This is a genomic window from Streptomyces sp. SLBN-8D4, assembly GCF_049739545.1.
GTDB lineage: Bacteria > Actinomycetota > Actinomycetes > Streptomycetales > Streptomycetaceae > Streptomyces > Streptomyces canus_C.
Genome location: NZ_JBMGQC010000001.1, coordinates 4,470,980 through 4,490,871, shown reverse-complemented (window position 1 = coordinate 4,490,871; position 19,892 = coordinate 4,470,980). Strand labels below are relative to the sequence as shown.

Genomic DNA, 19,892 nt, shown 5'->3' with positions numbered 1-19,892 from the left:
TCCGTATTTCTCGAAGCGCTTCATATCGCCCCGGCAGGCATGGGAGGCCCGAGCGGCGATGCAGTCAAACCTTGACATTACGCACTAAGTGTCGTATGTATGGATACATCGTAAACTTACGAGCGCAGCGCGGACAGGGCGGCGAGAAGGCAGCCCTCCAGCCGCACGGAGTGCGTGGTGATCGACATGACGACGAGTTGCAACCGGCCCTTCCCGAGCCCCCTTCGCCGGCAATCCGAGCCGGGAGCCCCGAGGGTGACGGCGCTCGTACCCGCCTACAGGGAGACGGACTCGCTCCCCCAAGTCCTCGATGCGCTGCAGACGCAGACACGTCCCGCGGACCGCATCATCGTGACTCTGGATCCGCACCAGGACAGCGGTCGAACCGAAGAACTGGAACGAATTGCCCGAGAGGCGGGCGCCGAAGTCTGGCATTCGGTCGGCAACAGGCATAAGAAGGCCGGCAATCTCAACGGAGCGCTGGACAGATTGCTGCCTAACATGGCAGACGACGACTCAATCCTCATCCAGGACGCCGACACCTATCTGGATCCTCACTTCATCGAGGTGACCACCCGGAAGTTGGGGCAGGGCTACGGCGCCGTGGGCGGGAACTTCCGGGGTCGTTCGGGCGGCAAGCTCTGTGGCGTCTTCCAACGCAATGAGTTCGCCCGGTACGCCCGGGACACGGCTCGAAAGAAGGGCAAGGTGCTTTGCCTGACAGGCACCGCCTGCCTTTTCAAGGCCGGCGCTCTGAAAGGTGTGCTCGCCGCCCGAGAATCTGGTCTTCTGCCACCGGCCGACGGAGTGTACGACACGAAGGCACTGACCGAGGACAACGAACTCACGCTCGCTCTGAAGCATCTCGGATTCCGCATCGTCGCTCCGGCCCGCGCGACCATGAGTACCGAAGTCATGGAAACATGGCGAGCCCTTGCGAAGCAGCGGCTTCGCTGGAAGCGCGGAGCGCTCGAGAATCTGATCGGTTACGGCGTGACTCGTTACACCGCAGAAGGTTGGGGCAGGCAGGTCGTGGCGTTCCTCGGGGTATCCGTGTCGACCGTATACGTAGGTTCGGTCCTGTGGTTCCTCGCTGCTGGATCGGGCATAAGAATTGCTCCGTTCTGGATTGCCTTCACCGCCTTCTACGCGATTGAGCGGGCGGTCACCGCAAAATCCAGGGGTTGGCGTGTGTCAATTGCCTCGATGCTGGTCATACCGGAATGGTTCTACGACCTGTTTCTGCAGGGAGTGCACCTCCGTGCGCTCGTCGATACAGCTCTTCAACGAGAGCGGAACTGGTAGTTCCAAGCAGTCCCCGGAAAGGGACCGAACAGAAAGAGGAGACAATCATGGCAAACTATGCAGGCGCAGGGGCCACAATGGGCGGAACCAGTGGTGCAGGGGTTCTGCCCCTCACAGGCGGCCCGGGAAGCATCTGGTTCTGGATCGTCGTGTTCGTTCTGATCTCGTCGGGATTCGCTGTGCTGCGGCTTTTTCCCCGAAAGGTCAAGGACGAGTCCTGACCGGGGTCGGACATGAAAAGGGCAAGTCAACTTCTGGGTATCGGCCTGATACTCGTCGGTTTGCTCCTGGGGGGCTTCACGCTTCTCCGGACCTGGCACTCGGACCATCAGTACAGAGCCATCCAGCAGACACTGCACAAAGAGATCAAGGCGTCGGCCGAGGCCCCTCACGAAGGCGGCGCGCTCGCGACGCTGAGGATTCCTCGATTCGGCTCGGGCTATGACCCCGTGATCGTTGAGGGCGTGTCTCAGAGTGCTCTTGCGAAGGGCCCCGGGCACTTTCCGGGGACGGCCATGCCGGGCGAAATCGGCAACTTTGCGATTGCCGGTCACCGCACGGGGTGGGGGCAGCCGTTTCATCGGCTGCCGGACCTGACAAAGGGCGACGAAATCAAGGTCTATTGGCACCGTAAGACATACGCCTACCGGGTCACCCGGACCGAGGTCGTCAAGCCCTCCGACGTCGGCGTCGTGCTTCCCGTTCCCAACAGGCCGGGTGCCAGGCCGGACAAGGCTCGGATCACGCTCACCACCTGTACGGACCGCGGTTGGAACGGCACATACGTCCACCGGCTCGTCGTATGGGGCGAGCTGGAGAAATGATCACTAGGTGGCATCGGCTCCGGCGCCGCGTCGAGCCTTGAGGAGGCAGGCGAATGGCGAACGAGTCAGCCGCCGGCACGGATCGATCCGGAGACCGCGGGCGTCCTGCGAGACTCAGCCGTGAGCGTGTCCTGGCCTGCGCTTTGGAACTGGTTGATCGCGAAGGTCTCTCCGCACTGAGCATGCGTCTCCTGGGAGCCGATCTCGGCGTGGAGGCCATGAGCCTGTACCGCTACGTGCCCGGCAAGGAAGCCCTGGTGGACGGGCTGGTCGAGGCCCTCTACCTGCAATTGGAGGACCGCCTCGACCAGGCGCCCGTCCCGGCCGCGGCACCGACCGCCGGTGACTTCGAGCAGCGAGCCGACCTGCAACGCATCGCTCTGACCATGTACCACGTCTGCATCGACCACCCCCATGTGGTGCCGCTGCTGGCCACCCGCATGATGGCGGTCCCGCTGGCCCGCAGGCCGCTGCCCGTCCTCAGGGATCACGAACGGGTGCTCAGCCTGCTCCGCGACGCCGGACTGGACGAGGCCCAAAGCGCCACAGTCCTCCGCGCCTTCACCGCCTGGGTGCTCGGGTATATGTCGGTGGAACTGTGCGCCATGGTGGACAATCCAGAGGAACCGGACCCCGCGTTCCGGTTCGGCCTGCACCGCCTTCCCGCCAAGGACCTGCCCAGGCTGCGCGAGAGCACCCCCGCCCTCGCCGAACGCGGCGGCCCGGAGGGCCTGGCAGCCGGATTGGACGCACTGCTCGACCGCTTCTCCAGGCCACACGAGTAGGCCCCCGGCCAAGCACGCTCCGGCGGCATGCGGGTCACCGGCATCCGGTCGTGCCCGCCGGTTTGCCCGCGTCCTGGACCTCGACGAGGTAGCGCAAGGAGTCGGGGCGGCTGCCGTCGAGGTCCCTGAAGCCGTAGACCTGGGCGAGTCCGCCGCTGGAGAGGGACCAGCCGTTGAACTGCGCCACGTCGCGAGGGCGACGGCGCGCCCCACGAAGCGCGGCGTGAGCGCCACACCGCGACGTGCGGGACGCCGAAGATCAGGAAGAGGGGGACACGGAAGACCAGGACGAGGGCGACGCGGTGGCCTGACGCAATTCGGTTGGCCCCCTGTTCGGCCCTCCGGGCACGAAAGAGGGCACCTACTCAAGTAGTAGATGCCCTCTGACCTGGTCGGGGTGGCGGGATTTGAACCCACGACCTCTTCGTCCCGCACCAGCAAGTGGTCGGGGGCGCTGCTGCGAGCTACTGCGCTTCTCACCTGCCTGGATGGTCCACAGACGTTCACGCCCGTCCGCCAATGTTCGCCGGGGTTGTCACGCAGTCAGACACTCACCACGGCCCTGGCTCAATTCCTTCGGTGCTTGCTCGCCTTCTTCTTCGGCTGGGCTCGGCCACGCTTCGTCCAAACACCTTGGGGGAGGAAGCACCGCGACGTGCGGTCAACTCGGTGGCTCCGGGCATCATCGACACCGACATGCACGCCTCCTGGCTGCGCGGCACGACACCGCCGAGCGGGCTGCGGCGACCTTTCCGTGTTCGGCCATGTGGGTCACTCCACTGACGTCGTGGCCTTCCTGGCTCCGACGACTCTCGCTCGGTGACGGGACAGGTCATCGACGTCACGTGTGGCGCCCACCTCTGATCCACAGCACTGCTCGTGCCAGAAGGGGCTGGCCCCACGCAAGGGTGTCAACGGGGATGAGCGCGTGGAAGCGAGGCATCAGGACGTCGTGAAGAGGAACAGCGCAGCCGCCATGTCGGCCAGGGCGAAGGTGCCGTAAAAGAGCCTCATGGTGCGGGAGAGGGCGACCACGCGCCAGGAGACCGGCTGCGCATAGCGTTCGACGTCCATGCTGAACACCGGTATCCGGTCGGACTCCTGTGTCAGGGAACGGTCGTACAAAGAGCGGAACAGCCTCTCCTGTTCCAGGTAATAGGTGTCCAGCAGCCAGAAACCCGAGGTCATCACCAAGGCGATCACCGCCACAGCCCATCCGGCGCCCCCCGCCGCGACGGTGACCAGCCCTCCGCTGACCGCCATGGCCCAGCCCTTGACGAGAAAGGAGTTAGTGCCGAAGCGGCTGATGGTGACCTGGAGTAGTTCGAGGTGCTTCACCCTGGTCTCGTCGGGGCCCCCCGCCCTGGTGCTCATTCGCCTTCTCCTTTTTCACAAGGTGCATCCTTATCGCCCTCGCCCGGCTCATCCCCGCGGCCCTCGCCTGTCTCGCTCTCGGCTTCCCTCGGTCCCTGCCACTGTCGGTTCAGTGCCTTGAGGGCGTTGTCCACACGATCGGAGAGGCCCTCGGGATGATGACGCTTGAGCACCTTCCGTGCCTCGGCGAGCAAGTCCAGCCTGATCTGCGGACCGGGCTCGAAGCGTGTCGGCATGAGAACACCCTGCGGAGCGCACGGGATCACGGATATCCCTTCAGTTGGCCATTCGGTCCCTCGCAGCGGGAAGTCGAACGTGCCGGCCATCCCCGTGCGGGCCCGTTCCTCCACCAGGCTGGACGCCGCGTCCTCCAACTGCTTGTGGGCGTCCTGTTCCGCCCCGTCGAGCGCGGCCTTGAGGGCGAACCAGGTCGCGACATGTGCCACCAGCGCGTCGCGTGCCACGTCATTCAGCTCGTCGGCGGCCTTCATGCGCTTGCGCAGTGCCTTCTCCGCGGTCGCGGCGTGCACCCGCCGTTCCCGCTCCGCACCCTGCTCACGTTTGCGCTCGGCCTTGTGTGCCTTCTTGGTGAGCCTTGCCGCCTCGGCGTCTGCCGCCGCTTCGGGATCGTGCGAGAGCAGCTTCGTGGCCACGGCCGCAATACCGAGCAGCAGCAGGAGCACCACGACGACCGGCTGGAAGAGCGCCAGATAGCTGTCGCCCGAATCCTCAGTGGCGATCAGCACCCGCACCACACCGCAGGTGACTATGAGGCCGAGGATGGTGAGAACGAACAGCCAGGGAACCACCAGCGGACGCCACCAGTGTCGGCTGCCGTGGCCGGCCACGGCAGCCTCCCGATCTCCGCGCGCAAGCGCCATGCGCTCGGCGAGGAGCGTCCCGGCCGCCAGCAGACAGACCGAGATGGCGAGGCCGGGCAGGTAAGCGAGCCAGTACTGCATCGAGCCCTGGTCGACATCCAGTATCTGCTGAACCACGGAGCCCATGAAGGCCGCGTCGAAGAGCGCACCGGCGGCGGTCACCGGCCAGACCAACCGACGCCACATCCCGGACACTCGAGGCCGACGGGACACCTCGGGGCTCCGCTGCTCCATCACCACGGCCACATCGCCGCGCACGACGGCCACCGGTGCCGCCGACATGGTCGGCAGCGCTCCCCCGGTGAGCCTGAACCGGTCGACGGCGGCGACGGCGCCCGCCACGCGCTGTGCGGACTCGACGACGGCCGCGCAGGCGGCACCCAGACTTGAACGGCCCTCGGTCAAGGAGGAGTTACTGGTGCTGAACGCTCGCATCAGCACGGCTCGTTCGCGACTGTCCGTACGGTCGACCAGGCGGACCGGCGGAGCCTCCGCCAGGTCCGATTCCCACCCGTTCGGGCAGTTCTTGGCCGCGCCCAGCACCACACCGCCTTGTGCCGGGTGGCCGTTCTTGCTGCTCATCTGTCCTCTCCTCTCATCGGACGACCGCGATGTCGACGCGGCGCTCGCACTGGAGTTCCTGTTCCGTCCCCAGGCTGTCCGCCGCTCCGGGACAGCCGTCCGGGACGCCCTTGCCCACAGCGATCACGCCCCGCACACCGAGCCGTTCGAGTTCGTTCCTGACAGCATTCGCGCGGGCCTGGGACAGCGTCAGGTTGTTGCCGGAGCCGCCGCGGGGATCGACGTAACCGAGAACGCGGATGCGTACCCCGTCCAGGTCCCGGACCTGGACAGCAATCTTGGCCAGCTGGGGAAGCGCGGCGGCCCGCAGGACGGCGGAGTTCGGGTCGAACAGCGCCCTGGCTCCGGCCTGCTTCCAGGTACGCTCCGGGAACTCGACGGCCGGGTCGCCGGGTCGCCGCGACGCCTTGCCGCTGAGTGTCCGAGGCGCCGTGACCTCACTCACCGCGCAGTCGGTGGGCTCGGCCGGCTTCGGGTGAGCGGCCGCGCAAAGCCGTCGCCACAGACCGGTGACCCACTCCTCTTGCGCGGGTGAGGGCTGTGGCTCGTTGTCCGCGGTCTGTCCCAAACCCACAAAAACCGTTTCTACGGAGGCAAGCGTCCTGGTTGTCACTTCCTTGTCGGCCGAGCAACGCTGCACGATCGCGTCGGTCTCCAGGGCCCCGTCGAAACCGGCGTCGCGAAGGTCGGCACACCCGGTCGTGGGCAGGCCGTCGGTGAGGACGATCAGCCTGCGTGTCCCCCTGCTGCCTGCGAGGACGGTACTAACTTCCCGTACGGCGCCCAGTACGTCGCTGCCCTCGCGGGCGGGCACTGTGGACTGGGCCTTGGCTACCGCCTGCACGATGCAGTCCGGTACGGACCCCGCGTGCCTGCGCCGGGTGACCTCGTTGCCGCCGGAGGCGGGTTTCGCTGCCCAGCCGGCCGCGGTCCACCGGACGTCATGCGCGGCACCGCCGAAGGTGGCGACGGACACGGTCCCCACCCCGCGGAGCCAGTCGGGAATGCTCGCCTTGACGCCGGCGGCCTGGTCGACGCCGCCGGAGGCCGGGGTCGAGCCGCGCACCGACGACGAGACGTCGACGAGGATCACCGTGTGCCCCGACTGACCGGGGGAGGTACCGTCCGCGGTCTTCCGCATCCAGCCGCATCGGGCGGCCTCGTGGTCCGGGCCCGACGCGCAGCCGGAGAGCAGCCCGGCCACCAGCACCGGCAGGAGGAGAACGGGTGTGACGGTTCTGCTCAGGCGGCCCCGGCCCCGGCGACGCTGCGCCGGGGCGAACCGCGAGGCGCGGCCGGTGCGGGCCTGCTGTCCTGTCCTCACCGCTCACCGTCCGGCGGGTTGTCCCCGTTCAGGATCCAGGAGAAGGGAGTGAGCCCCATCTGCTGGGAGAAGCTGTTCAGGGCCTTGTCGTAGGCGTTGGCAAACTCGAAGAGCCCGATCTCCTCGTGGTTCTTGGTGGCCTGGTTGAGCACGTTGGCCAGGGCGACGGCGCCGGTGCGCCGCACGGTCCGCAGGGCGTCGGTCGCGGCCGCGAAGTCGCCGTCGGCGAGTGCCGCCGCGAAGGGGAGCAGGAACTGCCGCTGCACCGGCGTGAGTTCACCCGAGTGCTCAAGGCCCGCGATCACCTGGAGCCACTCCTCGGTGAGCCGCCTGGCGTGCTCCGCCCTGAGCAGCCCGACGCTCAGGTCCTCCTTCATCGCCTGGGCTTCCAGCCGGGTGGGCCGCATCCGGTCGCGCAGGGCCGGGTCGATACGGATCCGGACCGTGGGACGGCACTTGACGAGGCCGTCCTCGTCCTCGTAGCACCAGCCCTCGGACAGCTCGGAGTTGATCAGCTCCTCGGCCTTGGCCGCGTCGACGGGGTCACAGGTGCGCGCCAGCGACCAGGACCTCTTGAGGAGTTCGTCGCGTGCTTCGGCCGACAGCGCGCCGGCCCGCCTACGCAGCTGCTCGACCGACATCTCGCGGCTGTGCCAGCGGAAGTGGGGCAGCACCAGGAACTCGAAGACGTCGCCCTCCGCCGCGAGCAGCAACGGCTCTGCGGCCGGGACCAGTTCGGCGTACGCCTCGGGGCGGACCGGCTCCACGGAGAGAGGTGCGGGCGACTCCCATTCGGCGACGTGCTCCGAGGTCGCGCCGGTGGTCTGGTCGCGGTCGTGTTCGGGACGGCCGCGCCACCAGTCACGCAGCCTGGCCCAGAGGCCCTTCTTGCGGGTGTTCGACACAGACGTGTCCCTTCGTACGGTCGGTCGGTGGTGTCGGATCAGACGGCGGCGAGGACTTGACGGAGGGTCGCGGAGTCCTCGTGGCGAGGCATCCAGACCCGGTTCAGGTGGAACCGGGCACGCCCCTTCAGCGGGCCGGTGAAGATGCGGGGAGCGAGGGACTCGTAGAGCGCGGCGAGGTCCTCGTTGCCCTCGCCGTCCGCGGCCGGCAGCCAGCGGGCCAGCAGGTTCCAGGCCCGGGTGGAGGTCTCCCCGGTGATCAGCGCGCGGTTGAGGAGCGTGACGAGCAACTCGGCGTGCTTGTCGTTCGCCAGGGCGAGTTCGGCGAGGGCGGGCCGGCCCGGCCGGTCCGCGCTGACCGTGTAGCGGCCCAGGGCGAGCATGGTGCGGACGGCGTGCCGCGGCAGGTACTCGTCGCGTGCCGTCGCCCAGCGGTCGAGTTCGGCCAGCACCTCCTCCACCTGGCCGGCCAGGAACAGCCAGGCGGTGGAGAAGGCGATCGAGCTGAACGCGACCTGGTCGGGCTTGCGGCCGAGTCTGCCCAGTTCGGTGAGGGTGGCCGGGACGTCCCGCAGGCCTATCGACGTTCCGTAGGCGCGGGCCGCGCTGTCCTGCAACGCCGTCCCGGGGCTGCGGGCCCAGTCGTGCACGCGGGAGGCGACGCGATCCGCCGCACCGCCCTCCGCCGCGGCCATCTCCAGTGCCAGAGCGGCACACACGCGGCGCACCCCGGAGTCGGACCTGGCCCACCGGCCGACACGGCGCTGGTAGACGAAGTCGAAGTCGTGGCCCATGAGGAGGCCCACCAGCTGGGCGACCCTGACCCGGACGCGCTCCCGGCCGGGACCGCGTCCGCCGACCAGCAGGTCGAGCCAGTCCAGGAGGGGTACGCGCAGTCGGCTGTAGGCGTCCCAGGTGCTCTCCAGCATGGTCTGCAGCAGTTGGTCGTGCACCAGCAGCGCCTGCCGGAAGGCGTTCCGGGCATCGGCCGCGGCGGCCTCGGAGGCCCTCATCTCCTGGGGCACGAGCCGGTTGATGTTCTGCTCGGCCATGTGGTGGACCAGGTCCTCCTCCGCGATGCCGAAGTGGGGCAGCATGATCCGGCTGAGCAGGTCGCCCGCCTCGACGATGTCGGACAGCGGGTGTCCGTTGAAGAGCGCGTAGGTGATCCGGAAGGCCTGGTGCTGGGGGGCCGGTACGCCCTTCTCGTCCCGTCCGGCGTCCAGCCCGAGCATCTCCCTGGCCAGCAGGCGCAGCCAGTCGCGCCACTGGCCGATGACGTCCCCGAGGTCCTCGTCCGGGGCGTGGATGTTCTCCGCGAGGACGCGGGCCAGCTGGACGACCCCGGTCACCGAGCGGGCGAGGCCCAGGGTGCTCCGCAACTGTTCGTCGCCGGTCACCCGGTCGAGGAACCGTGCCGTGCTGTCCACGTCGCACCGCTGTCCGCCGTCCTCCTCGTCGCGCCGGCAGTGCAGCCGGTGGCGGGTCACCAGGACCTTGAGGTGGGCTTCGAGCACCAGCAGGGAGTCGGGCCCGGGGTGTTCGAAGACCGGGACGTCGCCGGCCGTGCCGGGGAAGCCGGCCTGCGGACCGGTGACGACCAGGTACGCGTGCGCCCGCTCCATCACCTGGGCCAGGCGCTCCAGCGTCTTCGCGGTGACCGGCCAGGCACCCGTGTCCACCAGGTATCCGTGCCCCTCCTCCAGCACGTCGTCCGCCTGTTCGCAGATGCCCAGCACGACGTCGGCGTCCTCGCGGTAGAGGGCGCTGACCGCGTACCGGGGCTGGCTCCACCGGGTGAGGACGGCCGTCGCGGTGGCCCTGCGCCCGGTGCCCTCCTCCCCGCACAGCACGATGACGCGGTGTTGTTCGAGGCTGCTCTCCAGCTCGGCCTGTCCGGCGACCGCGACATAGGTCGCCGTGACGACGTCCTCGCGGAAGGGGACCGCCTGCACGAGGGTCTTCTGCGGAGCGCCGTCCCCGCTGTAGTTGCTCTCGATGTAGACGGCGGTCGAGCCCACGCCGACCGCACCGCGGTGGGCCTTGATGAGGCTGTGCCGTGCCCGGACGGCGCTGGACTCCTCGAAGGAGGCCTGCTGTTCGGGCGCGGACCTGCCGTCGGACTCGGCCGCGGGGTCCTGCGCGCCGGCCCGCCCGCCGTCCGGCTCGGCCGCTGCCCCGCCGGCCGCCGGATCGCCGGCCGGCGGGGCGCCGGCCGGCGGGGCGTCCCCGTCGGGCACGTCCTCCCCTCCTTCGGGCGCCCGGTCCGGCTCGGCGGTGGCCGGGGCCCCGGAGGCGGGCTCCGGGGGCTGCGGAGGTTCCGGCACGGGAGTCTCCGCTGGCTGGTCGCTCATGCCGGCCGCCTTCCCTTCCTGTTCCCGTCCCGCAGTTCCGCGTGCTCGTTGTAGACGGCGGTCGAGCCCACGCTGACCGCGCTGCGGGTGATCTTCGCGTTGGCGAAGGCTCCGTCCGTCTCGCGCTTCCGCTCGGTCCCGCGCTCCTTGTCGCGCTTCTTCCCGGCCTTCTTCTCCGGTGTCCTCGCCGCCTTCTTCGCCGCCTTCTTCGCAGGCACGTACTCCTGGACGACGTCGATGAGGGTGCTGAGGTCGTGGTGCGCGTAGCCCTCGCGCAGGGGCTGGACCTGCCGGTCGGCGAGCCCTACGAGGGCCGGCGGTAGTTTCTTCGCCTTGGGGAGTGCCGAGTCGAGCAGTACCGGAATGACGACCTTGTTCAGTGCGAGGGCGGTCGCGATCTCGTCGTGGACGTAGTCCTTCGGCACGTCGAGCCTGCGCATTCCGGTCTCCTCGTCGTGAATGTCGAGCCAGTGAGGTCCGATCAGAGAGAGAAAAACGATGCACGACTCGAGTTCCCGACGGAGATGGTCGGGAAAATCCGTTCCCGGCCGCATGGACCGGCGGTCCCTGAAAACGTTTTCCTCGCCGAAGACGTCGACGAGTCGTTCGTCCACGAGTTCAGGGGCTCGCCCACCGTCACCCGTCCTGTAGTTGATGAAGATTTTCGCCATCGGGTGACTCCTCACTAGTGGTGCGCAGAGCACTTACGCCTGCCGACGGCAGAGCGGACAACACGCCTGTTTCTGGCGAGATTTTCAGCCTGAGAAGGGCGGGTCAATGCGTTTCCCCGGCCCATTGCCCGGGGAAACGGAACACTCGTCCAGGGGCGGAGAAGAAGCGGGACAGCAGGCGGCACTGCGTTTCCCGCAGGGCCACCGCGCGGAACAGTGAGTCACCGTTCCGTTTCGAGAGGTGACGGACAGGGGCGGAACCGGCCAGGGATGCCCCGCCCGGAAAGGAGGGCTCGGTGGTCAGCCGTCCGTGACGTGCAGGGCCTCCGCGATACGACCGGCGGCGAGCCGGGCGTCGGGGTCGCGCGGCCAGCGGTTGAGCCGGCGCCCCAGCCGCTGGAGATCGGAGCGGATCGTGGCCGAGTCGACCACTGAGACCGAGGACGTCACCGCCTCGACCACGGCACAGGCGGGTTTCAGTTCGCCGGCCTCGGCGAGGGCCAGCGCGAGCCGCGCCGCGTACCGGGCCCTCGCCCTGCGGGCCCGGGTCGGGACGGCGTCGAGGCTGTCCTCCAGACGGCCTACAGCCTCGGCCGTACGCCCGAGGTCGTGCAGGCACCAGCCCGTGACGAAGTCGGCGAGTCCGGCGAGGTGCATGCTGCCGATCACCGGTTCGGCGCCCGCGGCCGACGGATCCGCCCCGGCGCCTCGGGCTGCCTGGGTCATGAGGGCGGCGGCGCGGTCCAGGGCTCGGAAGCACGCGGCGTCCTCACCCAGCAGAGCATGACCCTGCGCCCTGCGCTGCGCGGCGAGGCCCCGGATACGGCTGCTGTGCGACCGCTCTTCGGCGATGCGCGCGTACTCCACCGTGGCCCGTCCGTCCATCCGGTACAGCGCGACATCGGCCCGCCGCACCAGGGTGTAGGCGGCGAACTCGGTGTCACCGCCCGCGTCGGCCAGCGCCACGGCGCGGTCGGTCCACCATAGTGCGGCCTTCTCGTCACCGGCTTCCTGCGTCATCCACCCGGTGTACTCGGCATACCGAGCGGCCAGACGCAGGGCCGCCTCCCGGTCGGCTCCGCGGGACGCGCCGGCGGCGAGGCCGCGCAACGCGTTCATCGATGTGACGAGGATCTGGGTGACGACCACGGGACCGAAAGACTGGCCCAGGTTGCGGCACTCGGCGAACAGGGACGAGAAGTGTGTGAGCGCCTCTCTGCATTCGACGTCAAACACCGAGGAGGACGCCAGCCGCCAGGACATCACCCCCGGCGTCACCGAGGACTCGGCGAGCGCCTGCTCGTCGTAGGCGACGAAGTCGTTCCCGTGGTCGACCGACAGCCGAAGGACCCAGGGCATCGACCATTCGGTCGGTGCTTTGGGTGCGTCGAGTCCCGGGCGATCCCGCGCGGGAAGCAAGGCGGCCAGTTCACCGTCCGCCTTCAGGGCGCGGTCGCACGCACGAGCGAAATCCGGGCTGGGGTTCTTGTGTCCTCGTTCAACCTTGCTCAAATGCGCTTTCGAATAACTGATCAGCCGGGCGAGGTCATCGAGTGACCAACCGGATGCGACGCGACGTTTCCGTAACTCAGCGCCAAAAGAAGTCCTCTGCACCATGCCCCCCTCTGGGGGCGGAAGTTCAAGCCAGACTCCCGCACCCCCGCAGTAATACTCACGTTTTATCCAATGACCGATGGCTGAAACGCAGGGGCTCGGCGGAATCATGACGTTCCGGCCCAGTGGCCCAGGGCAGCGCGAGGCCGTCATGATGGCGGCGGGGAAGGAGATGCAGATGCAGATGGAATACCGACTGTGTGGCAAGTGCGCCGCGTGAGGTAATGATGTTGCACGCACCGAATTCGGCCGCCAGTTCGGCAGCACGGCGCATGGTGGTCGCGGACACGGCCGGATCCACCCCGATATCGGCGACGTGCGTCTTGGGAATGACCAGCGTGTGGCCCGCCGTGACCGCGGACAGCGGCACGATGGCCAGGGAGTCCGGCCAGTGCCGGATGACTCGGGCCGGAGCCCGGCCGGCCACGATGGCACAGAACGGGCAACCCTCTGGCGACGCCGCCCGGTCGGTCTCACGGAATCTGTCGCCGGGGACGGTTTTCGCTTCTGTCGTCACGTTCTGCTTCCTCGGCTTCCGCGTCGTACCTGGAGCCCGGTTGATCTCGGGCCACGCGGCAAGACATACCCGGGGCGCACCCGGCCGAACAGGCGGCCGTGCCGCATTCGCGGAAGTGGGGAAGGCCCGGGACGCGACGGGCATCAGGTAGCGGCATCACTGGATCAGTCTTTGACCGCTCCTGGGTCGGGAGGGACGCTCACCTACCAGGCAACAACCACCAAGCACCTTCGGACTGGTCCGAGCGACCACGTGGCGGTCTTCGCCCCCGGGTCGCCCTCGCCGCGCAGTACGAGACCGACTGGATGCAGCGGGACAGCCAAGGTCGAGAAGGGCTACCGGAAGCAGATCCGGCCTGTGATCCAGACCGGCGCTGTCGTCGTAGGCGGCATCGTCGGCACGCAGGAACGACGCTCGTAGACACGCAGAGGCCTTAGTCACACAGTTGGACACACAGGCACAAACAGGTGAGGCACCTACCGAATGCGGTAGGCGCCTCACCTGATGTTTCGGCTGTCGGGGTGGCGGGATTTGAACCCACGACCTCTGCGTCCCGAATGAGGCTCGGTTAATGATCTTTCCTGCCTGGATTGCGTTTGCGCAGGTCAGGCGGGTGGTCCCGGTTGGTCTCGGGTGGTGTGGAGGGGGTATCGGGAGCAGGGCGGCTCCCAGATGGCTCCCAAGGGTGCTGCTGCCTGGATGGTGCTGGAGAGTCAGCCCTGCGATCCGAAGGCAATTCACCGGCCCACCAGTGCCAGGAAGTCGAGTCGGCCACTCTGTTCGCCGTCCGCTGCCTGGCATCGGAGACTGCCGATGTGGTCCGGACGAAGTACGCGATGGCATCGCGGGTGCTCACCAGCGTGGGTGCGGGCGCTGGAGGGGCGCGGGTCGGGTCAGACCTTCTTGACGACGATCGTGTCCGGGACCAGCTTCTCCAGGTCGTCGACATCCGATGTGAAGACGGTGACCTGTCCCTTCTGCTGTCGCGCGATGACGGCGAGCACGGCGGCGATCGCGTACTTGTGGCCGTGCAACTTGGCGTCGGCCAGGAGGCGACGCGCCTGGCGGGCCTCGTCCTTCCCGATGTCGACGACCTGGAGCCGGGGCAGTACCCAGTCCCAGCGCTGCTCGGTCGTTCTGCCGTCGTACGCCTCGACCAGTGTCATCGGGGACGTCACCACTTCGGCCTCCCCGCGTGCCGCGAGGTCGAGCCAGGCGATCATCTTCCGGTCGCCGCGTACCGCAAGGGACAGGGCTTCACAGTCCAGTACGAAGACGCGCAGGGGTCGCTGTCCGTGCTCGGCGGCTCGCTTCTTCACGCAGCCTCTCCGGCGTTGTGCTTTCCGGCGGTTCGACGCCGCTCGTGTTCGGCGTCGAGTTCGTCCAGCTCGACGAGCGCTGCCGCATGCTCGTCCTCGGTGATGGGGCCGTGCTCTTCCTGCAGCCAGTCGACCAGTTCCAGGAGCCGGTCCCGGTCACGCTTGAAGCGCAGCGCTTCGGCGACATACGCCGACAGGCCCCGCTCTGCCGCGTCCGCGCGGATCTCGTCCAGGAGATCCTCGGGAATCGTCACGGTTACCTTCTTCGTCGCCATACAAGAGACCATACTCCCGGTATCGCACTCCTTACCAGCGGGTCACGTGATAGGCGCTCGGCGATCAGGCGGCCGGGGCGGGGCGTGGGCTGCCGTGGAAGACCTGGCTGGTGTGCCAGGAGCGGTGGACCGCCGCGACGGGACTGGCACCCGGTTGAGGTCCGATGAGCGGGCGGCCGGCGAGCGCTATGACGTGCTCGCGGGCGGCGGGGCTGTGGCCGACGAAGCGCTGCGAGACCAGGATGCGGTGACTGTCACCGATGCCGAGGACGCCCTTGTCGAAGAGCTTGTGGTGCAGCGAGCACAGGCACAGGCCGTTGTCGACGTCGTCAGGGCCGTCGAACGCCCACCAGCGCACATGCGCGGCCTCCAGCCCGACCGGCACCGCGCCGATCCTGCCGTCGTAGCCGCAGAAGGCGCACTGGTACTCGTATGCCGTCAGGACCTGCTCCCGCATCCGGGGATCCCGCCGCCCGCGCACGGCCGAGAACTGTTCGCTCTCCGTCGGCTCCAGCTCCAGGCCGACGGCTTCGCAGAGATCGCCGTGGAGCGAGGGAGGGAAGTTCAGGTCGAGCAGGACCCGTGCCATCCGGCCGAGCAACGACGGCTCGCGCCGCAGCGCCGCCCGTAGTTCCGGCGTCAGCCGCCCTGCGGCTCCGATCTCCCGCAGCTCCCGCACGCCGCTGCCGGGGCTGCCCGGTCCGCGATCGGTGCGCACCTCCCACACGCCATCGCTCACCAGATGGTGGAACGGGTAGGCGGGCGTCGTTCTGTTGGGCGGACCGTACTCGGCCAGCAGCCGTCTGAGGTCGTCCTCCACCGCGCTGTACCGCAGTTCACCGTCGGCGTCCCGCTGGAAACGCCCGAGCGCGTACAGAAACAGCAGCGGCTTGTGCGGAGCGCGGGTCCCGCTTCTGCTCCACTGCCTCAGCTTCGCGGCACGCTCCAGCCAGTCCATGACCGGCGATCGTAGTGGCGTTGGGTGCGGTGGTTTCGAGGGGGCATGGGGAGCGGGGCGACTCCCGGATGGCGCCCGGACATCGTGGGGTCACTGGCTTCGTGCGACGTTGCCCGTTGCGGCCTAACGAGTCGTGCCGAGGCGACTGCGACGGTTCTCAACCAGGTGCCGCCATCGTTCGCGCGTCTGTCGTTCTCCATCGATCCACCGAACTCGCGCGGTGTGCTCGGGGAACGGAAGGCCGGCCATGAAGTGCGCGATCTCGACGTAGTAGGCGTAGTCGCCGCTCTGCGTGAGTTCGCGCAGGCGGGTGATCACAGTGTCTACGTCAAGTCATCATGTATCCAGTCGGTCAACTCGTACACTGCAGGGCGCCGAAGCTGTGGAACGAGACGATCGAGGAGCACCGCCGCGCCGTACGGGAGACGGTGCTTGAGGTCGCCGCCGCCCTGGTGGTCGAGCACGGGCTGCGCGGGGTGACGATGTCGAGGATCGCCGAGGGGGCCGGGATCGGCCGCGCCACGCTGTACAAGTACTTCCCGGACGTCGAATCGATCATGACGGCCTGGCATGAGCAGCAGATCTCCGGTCATCTGCAGGAACTGGCCGCACTCCGGGACCAGCCCGGCAGTGCCGGCGAACGGCTGACTGCGGTGCTAGTCGCCTACGCCTTCATCCAGCAGCGGCGCCATGGTCACGATCCGGAGATCGGTGCCGTGCTGCACCGTGGGGAGCATGTCGCCCACGGTGAGCAGCATCTGCGCCGGTTCATCGGTGACCTGCTCGCCGAGGGTGTGCGGGCCGGTGAGGTGCGGGACGACGTGGCGCCGGAGGAACTGGCTGCCTACTGCCTGCACGCCTTGGCTGCGGCGGGTGGCTTGCCGTCCGAGGATACGGTGCGCAGGCTCGTCCGGGTCACGGTGGACGGTTTGCGTCCGTCCCCCTGACTGTGCGACGTCGCCGTGCCGGCCCCCCTCGGGCCTGGTGCCGGTCCTGAATGGCGAACGCGTCCGTGGCACTCCCGCGCTCTCGGGAGTGCCACGGACATGCGGGGTGGTCTGGTGATCAGTGGTGGGCATGCATGGCGGCGTGGCCCTTGCCGCGGCCGATCATCCACTTGTTGACCGGCGTGGTGATCAGGAAGGCGACCGCGAACCCGCCCAGCAGGGCTGCCCAGAACAGCCCGTCGGACAGGTGGGCGTCCATCGCGCCCGGCGTGAGGGCGATGACTGCATTGTCGACGAGTTCCATCACCGCGATCGAGACGGTGTCGGCGGCCAGCGCGACCTTGATCGCGGATGTCAGGTCGAGGCCGGCCCGGATGACCGCGAACAGAGTGAACGAGTAGCCGAAGAGGAACGCCAGCGCGATCGCCAGGACCATGGTGGGCACGTTGCCCCACAGCAGTGCGGTACCGACGACCATGCCGAGGATCTCCCCGATGGCGCAGCCGGTCAGGCAGTGCAGCGTCGCCTTCACCGCCATGGACCAGGACGCCCCCGCGTGAGCGCCGTGGTCGTGCGTGGTGCCGGTGTGATGAGCGGTGTGGTCCATGACCTTCATCTCCAATTCCCGTCCAGCGTGACCCGTTCCGGGGCCCCACAGCCCTCGACGGTATACCCCCCAGGGGTATACCGTCGAGGGCTTCTGGCAGTGAACGTCTGTATCCCGTTCCTGAACGTGAGGTTGGCGGCGGGGCGCAGTGAACCGGCGTGCTCGAGATCAGCTCTGGTAGGCCACCAGGGCCATCATTCCGACTTCGCCGTGGTAGGCGTTGTGGCAGTGCAGCATCCACTGGCCCGGGTTGTCGGCGTCGAAGAACACCGACAGAGTCTTCCGCGGGAGGACGATCGCGGTGTCCTTGCGCGGGCCGCCGGTGCCGAGTTGGTACGTGTGGCCGTGGAGGTGCATCGGGTGCCACATGGTGGTGGTGTTGACGAAGTCCAGCCGTACTCGCTGGCCTTGCTCGACCGTGATCGGGCTCGCGGTCGGGTTGTCCATGTCGAACCGCTTGCCGTTGATGGCCCAGTTGTACGTCATCATGCCGCCGGTCAGCGCGATGCGGTGGACCTGATCCGCCTTCCTTGACGGCAGGCCTACGTCGTCGGCCGCGCGCAGTTGTGACGCGGTGATGATGGTTCCGTCCAGTTCCTTCGGGCGCGTTGTCGGCTTCGGCGCGCTGCCCGACCCTGTGCGGACCAGCGCCATACCGGTGGCGTTCTTGCCCTCCGCCAGTGCGACGAGCGGGAACACGCCATCGCCCAGGGTGACGAGGGCGTCGTAGCGTTCGCCCATGCCGATCAGCACGGCGTCGACCTGCTGGTGCCGGATCGGGAAGCCGTCGGTGTGAGTGAGGGTCAGCCGGTGGCCGCCAAGGGCGACGCGGTACGCGGTGTCACCGCCGGCGTTGATCAGGCGCAGCCGGACCCGCTTGCCGGGCTTGGTGCGGAAGACCTCGGGGTCGGCCGGAACGCGGCCGTTGATCAGGTGGTGGGGGTACTTCACGTCGCCCGCGTCGCCTCCGAGCAGTGGGCTCTGGGCGCCCATCAACATGAACTTCGTCGACATGCCTCCGTCGGAGGTCGGGGACGGTGAGCTGCTCGCCGCGCCCGTGCCGCTGCCCAAGTCCATTCCGCCCATGTGTCCCATGCCGTGGCCGGAGGAGTCGGCCGAGCTGCCGGAATCCTCGCCCATGTGCATCCCGCCCATGCCCTGCTTCAGCTCGGCGAAGGCGTCGTCCGGGGTACCGGTGACGCCGTCGAGCCAGTCGTCGAGGACGACCACCCACTCCCCGTCGTACGACAGTGGCTCCTTGGGGTCCTCCACGATCAGCGGCGCGTACAGGCCTCGGTCGAGCTGGACGCCGACGTGCGGGTGGAAGAAGTAGGTGCCAGGGGCGTCCGCGGTGAACCGGTAGGTGAAGTTGCGGCCGGCGCGGACGGCGGTCTGGGTGGCCGGCGGTGCGCCGTCCATGTCGTTGCGCAGCGCGATGCCGTGCCAGTGGATGGAGGTGGTTGTCTGGTTCGGTAGCTGGTTGGACAGTGTGGCGGCGAGCGTGTCACCGGCCGAGACGCGCACCTCCTTGCCCGGGGTCTGGCCGCTGAAGGCCCAGGTGCTGGCCGTGAGTCCGGCGCCCAGGTCGACCTTGGCCTGTGCTGCGGTGAGGGCCAGTTCGTGTGTCCTGCCGCTCTTGGTGCGCTTCTTGTCGGCGGTAGCGACGGCCGGCCCGGAGGGGCTGATCAGGGCAGGCGTGCTGCTGGAGCCGCTGCAGGCGGCGAGCGCGCCCGCGCCCGCGACGCTGAGGCCGGCCAGCAGGACGGAGCGGCGGTTGATGCTGTTCACAGGGGTGTCCTCTTCTCGATATCGCTTCTGTTCGGTCGCGTGCGGGCTCGGCCGAGCGCACGGTGAGCGCGCAGCCGAGGGCGCGGCCTACAGCAGCAATCGAGAGAGGACCGAAAGATCGGGTGGTGCCCGGCCCGTCGTTCCCGGGACGTCGCGGCCGGCGGCTGCTCCGGTAGGGAGCGCCGGAGCGCAGCTGATGGCAGGGTGGTGAGGAGGTACGAGCTTCACGCTGTCGACACCGGCGGCGGCGCAGTGCTGCATCACCGTGCCAGAGCACGCCCCATGATCGGCGGTAGCTGTGGCGGTCGGGGCGCCCGGCGACGTGGCGTGCCCGTTCGTGTGTACGGAATGGGTCATTACGGCCGCGTGGTGCAGCCCCGCGAGGCTGCTCGTCGTGTCCGAGGTCACGGTGCGCGGCACGTGGGTGATGGCCGCGGCCGTCTCGTGGTGAACGAGGACAGCGAGCGCCGCCATCAGCGCGATGACGGCAGCGCGCATCCACCGGAGTACGGCGCTGCTGGCGCTGCCTCGCCGGTGGTCGGCTGTCGTCATGGCTTCCGTCCGTGCTGGTGCTTGGAAAGGCCCGTTGTCGGCAATATACCCCTCGGGGGTAAGTCGGCGGCTGGAGGGGCGAGGCCGCGAAACGGAGTGCGGCCGGGCTCGGCGAACAGATCCCGCCCGTCGATCATGAAGCTCGGCGAGCCGGTGAAACCCGCCGCCTCGGCCTCGCGCGCATCCGAGATCACGCGCGTGGTGAACGCGGTGCCGTCGAGGCCGATGCTGACGAGCGCTCGGCGAAGCAACTCGGCCGCGGGCCCGGCGTGCGGGCAGTCGGGCACGACGAGAAGCTCGATGTTCACAG

20 protein-coding genes and 2 pseudogenes are annotated in these 19,892 nt (G+C 68.5%); 5 read left to right on the top strand and 17 right to left on the bottom strand.

Going from position 1 to position 19,892, the window contains the following annotated elements; translation table 11 throughout:
- Positions 1 to 255: 255 nt before the first annotated feature.
- The 4 genes from RKD20_RS20205 to RKD20_RS20190 all read left to right on the top strand — a co-directional run bounded on the left by RKD20_RS20205 (position 256) and on the right by RKD20_RS20190 (position 2,914).
- Positions 256 to 1,305: a glycosyltransferase gene (locus RKD20_RS20205; RefSeq protein ID WP_424878932.1), complete on the top strand. Its 1,050-nt coding sequence runs from the start codon at positions 256 to 258 to the stop codon at positions 1,303 to 1,305.
- Between the two features lie 47 nt (positions 1,306 to 1,352).
- Positions 1,353 to 1,526 (top strand): hypothetical protein, encoded by a 174-nt coding sequence (locus tag RKD20_RS20200; RefSeq protein ID WP_424878931.1) that lies wholly within the window; start codon positions 1,353 to 1,355, stop codon positions 1,524 to 1,526.
- Between the two features lie 12 nt (positions 1,527 to 1,538).
- Complete coding sequence (locus RKD20_RS20195) at positions 1,539 to 2,129, top strand: class E sortase (RefSeq protein ID WP_424878930.1); 591 nt, start codon at positions 1,539 to 1,541, stop codon at positions 2,127 to 2,129.
- A 182-nt stretch (positions 2,130 to 2,311) separates the two neighbouring features.
- Positions 2,312 to 2,914, top strand: a complete 603-nt coding sequence (locus RKD20_RS20190) for a TetR/AcrR family transcriptional regulator (RefSeq protein ID WP_424878929.1) — start codon at positions 2,312 to 2,314, stop codon at positions 2,912 to 2,914.
- A 34-nt stretch (positions 2,915 to 2,948) separates the two neighbouring features.
- On the opposite strand, the pseudogene RKD20_RS20185 reads toward RKD20_RS20190, so the two are convergent.
- The 14 genes and pseudogenes from RKD20_RS20185 to RKD20_RS20120 form a co-directional block, all read right to left on the bottom strand.
- Positions 2,949 to 3,142, bottom strand: a pseudogene (locus RKD20_RS20185) (short-chain dehydrogenase); the annotation flags it as partial.
- A gap of 714 nt (positions 3,143 to 3,856) precedes the next feature.
- Positions 3,857 to 4,288: a hypothetical protein gene (locus tag RKD20_RS20180; RefSeq protein ID WP_424878928.1), complete on the bottom strand. Its 432-nt coding sequence runs from the start codon at positions 4,286 to 4,288 to the stop codon at positions 3,857 to 3,859.
- On the bottom strand, positions 4,285 to 5,751 hold the full coding sequence (locus RKD20_RS20175; RefSeq protein ID WP_424878927.1) for a hypothetical protein: 1,467 nt from the start codon (positions 5,749 to 5,751) through the stop codon (positions 4,285 to 4,287). The genes RKD20_RS20180 and RKD20_RS20175 overlap by 4 nt, the downstream gene beginning before the upstream one ends.
- A 13-nt stretch (positions 5,752 to 5,764) precedes the next feature.
- The gene (locus RKD20_RS20170; protein WP_424878926.1) at positions 5,765 to 7,075 is read right to left on the bottom strand and encodes an OmpA family protein; all 1,311 of its coding nucleotides are present in this window, start codon (positions 7,073 to 7,075) and stop codon (positions 5,765 to 5,767) included.
- Positions 7,072 to 7,980 (bottom strand): hypothetical protein, encoded by a 909-nt coding sequence (locus tag RKD20_RS20165; RefSeq protein WP_424878925.1) that lies wholly within the window; start codon positions 7,978 to 7,980, stop codon positions 7,072 to 7,074. The genes RKD20_RS20170 and RKD20_RS20165 overlap by 4 nt, the downstream gene beginning before the upstream one ends.
- Before the next feature lie 38 nt (positions 7,981 to 8,018).
- Entirely contained in the window at positions 8,019 to 10,334 is a 2,316-nt protein-coding gene (locus tag RKD20_RS20160; protein ID WP_424878924.1) for a hypothetical protein, read from the bottom strand.
- On the bottom strand, positions 10,331 to 11,005 hold the full coding sequence (locus RKD20_RS20155; RefSeq protein ID WP_424878923.1) for a toll/interleukin-1 receptor domain-containing protein: 675 nt from the start codon (positions 11,003 to 11,005) through the stop codon (positions 10,331 to 10,333). Before RKD20_RS20155 ends, RKD20_RS20160 begins: the two co-directional genes overlap by 4 nt.
- Positions 11,006 to 11,305: 300 nt before the next feature.
- A complete protein-coding gene (locus tag RKD20_RS20150; protein ID WP_424883504.1) occupies positions 11,306 to 12,364 on the bottom strand; it encodes a hypothetical protein in 1,059 nt (352 codons plus the stop codon).
- Positions 12,365 to 12,430: 66 nt separating this feature from the next.
- Positions 12,431 to 12,622: pseudogene (locus tag RKD20_RS20145) on the bottom strand (helix-turn-helix domain-containing protein); the annotation flags it as partial.
- A 55-nt stretch (positions 12,623 to 12,677) separates the two neighbouring features.
- Complete coding sequence (locus RKD20_RS20140; protein ID WP_424878922.1) at positions 12,678 to 13,136, bottom strand: HIT family protein; 459 nt, start codon at positions 13,134 to 13,136, stop codon at positions 12,678 to 12,680.
- A gap of 893 nt (positions 13,137 to 14,029) precedes the next feature.
- Positions 14,030 to 14,455 carry a hypothetical protein gene (locus RKD20_RS20135; RefSeq protein ID WP_424878921.1) on the bottom strand — a complete coding sequence of 142 codons (426 nt, stop codon included), beginning with the start codon at positions 14,453 to 14,455 and terminating at the stop codon, positions 14,030 to 14,032.
- Positions 14,452 to 14,730 carry a CopG family transcriptional regulator gene (locus RKD20_RS20130; RefSeq protein WP_039657654.1) on the bottom strand — a complete coding sequence of 93 codons (279 nt, stop codon included), beginning with the start codon at positions 14,728 to 14,730 and terminating at the stop codon, positions 14,452 to 14,454. Before RKD20_RS20130 ends, RKD20_RS20135 begins: the two co-directional genes overlap by 4 nt.
- A 64-nt stretch (positions 14,731 to 14,794) precedes the next feature.
- Entirely contained in the window at positions 14,795 to 15,688 is an 894-nt protein-coding gene (locus RKD20_RS20125) for a phosphorothioated DNA-binding restriction endonuclease (RefSeq protein WP_141594967.1), read from the bottom strand.
- 123 nt (positions 15,689 to 15,811) lie between these two features.
- A complete protein-coding gene (locus RKD20_RS20120) occupies positions 15,812 to 16,006 on the bottom strand; it encodes a hypothetical protein (RefSeq protein ID WP_424878920.1) in 195 nt (64 codons plus the stop codon).
- A 20-nt stretch (positions 16,007 to 16,026) separates the two neighbouring features.
- Here RKD20_RS20120 and RKD20_RS20115 point away from each other — a divergent pair, with 20 nt between their 5' ends.
- A complete protein-coding gene (locus RKD20_RS20115) occupies positions 16,027 to 16,635 on the top strand; it encodes a TetR/AcrR family transcriptional regulator (RefSeq protein WP_424878919.1) in 609 nt (202 codons plus the stop codon).
- 118 nt (positions 16,636 to 16,753) lie between these two features.
- Here RKD20_RS20115 and RKD20_RS20110 read toward each other — a convergent pair whose 3' ends face one another.
- The 3 genes from RKD20_RS20110 to RKD20_RS20100 form a co-directional block, all read right to left on the bottom strand.
- Positions 16,754 to 17,242 carry a DUF4396 domain-containing protein gene (locus tag RKD20_RS20110; RefSeq protein WP_424878918.1) on the bottom strand — a complete coding sequence of 163 codons (489 nt, stop codon included), beginning with the start codon at positions 17,240 to 17,242 and terminating at the stop codon, positions 16,754 to 16,756.
- A 168-nt stretch (positions 17,243 to 17,410) separates the two neighbouring features.
- Positions 17,411 to 19,030: a multicopper oxidase family protein gene (locus RKD20_RS20105; RefSeq protein WP_424878917.1), complete on the bottom strand. Its 1,620-nt coding sequence runs from the start codon at positions 19,028 to 19,030 to the stop codon at positions 17,411 to 17,413.
- Between the two features lie 548 nt (positions 19,031 to 19,578).
- Positions 19,579 to 19,890, bottom strand: a complete 312-nt coding sequence (locus RKD20_RS20100; RefSeq protein WP_424878916.1) for a hypothetical protein — start codon at positions 19,888 to 19,890, stop codon at positions 19,579 to 19,581.
- Positions 19,891 to 19,892: the final 2 nt, after the last annotated feature.

Coding starts and splice junctions, on each gene's coding strand:
- RKD20_RS20200 (WP_424878931.1), top strand. CDS start 1,353: ATGGCAAACTATGCAGGCGCAGGGGCCACAATGGGCGGAACCAGTGGT.
- RKD20_RS20195 (WP_424878930.1), top strand. CDS start 1,539: ATGAAAAGGGCAAGTCAACTTCTGGGTATCGGCCTGATACTCGTCGGT.
- RKD20_RS20190 (WP_424878929.1), top strand. CDS start 2,312: ATGCGTCTCCTGGGAGCCGATCTCGGCGTGGAGGCCATGAGCCTGTAC.
- RKD20_RS20180 (WP_424878928.1), bottom strand. CDS start 4,288: ATGAGCACCAGGGCGGGGGGCCCCGACGAGACCAGGGTGAAGCACCTC.
- RKD20_RS20175 (WP_424878927.1), bottom strand. CDS start 5,751: ATGAGCAGCAAGAACGGCCACCCGGCACAAGGCGGTGTGGTGCTGGGC.
- RKD20_RS20160 (WP_424878924.1), bottom strand. CDS start 10,334: ATGAGCGACCAGCCAGCGGAGACTCCCGTGCCGGAACCTCCGCAGCCC.
- RKD20_RS20155 (WP_424878923.1), bottom strand. CDS start 11,005: ATGGCGAAAATCTTCATCAACTACAGGACGGGTGACGGTGGGCGAGCC.
- RKD20_RS20150 (WP_424883504.1), bottom strand. CDS start 12,364: ATGCCCTGGGTCCTTCGGCTGTCGGTCGACCACGGGAACGACTTCGTC.
- RKD20_RS20130 (WP_039657654.1), bottom strand. CDS start 14,730: ATGGCGACGAAGAAGGTAACCGTGACGATTCCCGAGGATCTCCTGGAC.
- RKD20_RS20125 (WP_141594967.1), bottom strand. CDS start 15,688: ATGGACTGGCTGGAGCGTGCCGCGAAGCTGAGGCAGTGGAGCAGAAGC.
- RKD20_RS20115 (WP_424878919.1), top strand. CDS start 16,027: ATGTATCCAGTCGGTCAACTCGTACACTGCAGGGCGCCGAAGCTGTGG.
- RKD20_RS20110 (WP_424878918.1), bottom strand. CDS start 17,242: ATGGACCACACCGCTCATCACACCGGCACCACGCACGACCACGGCGCT.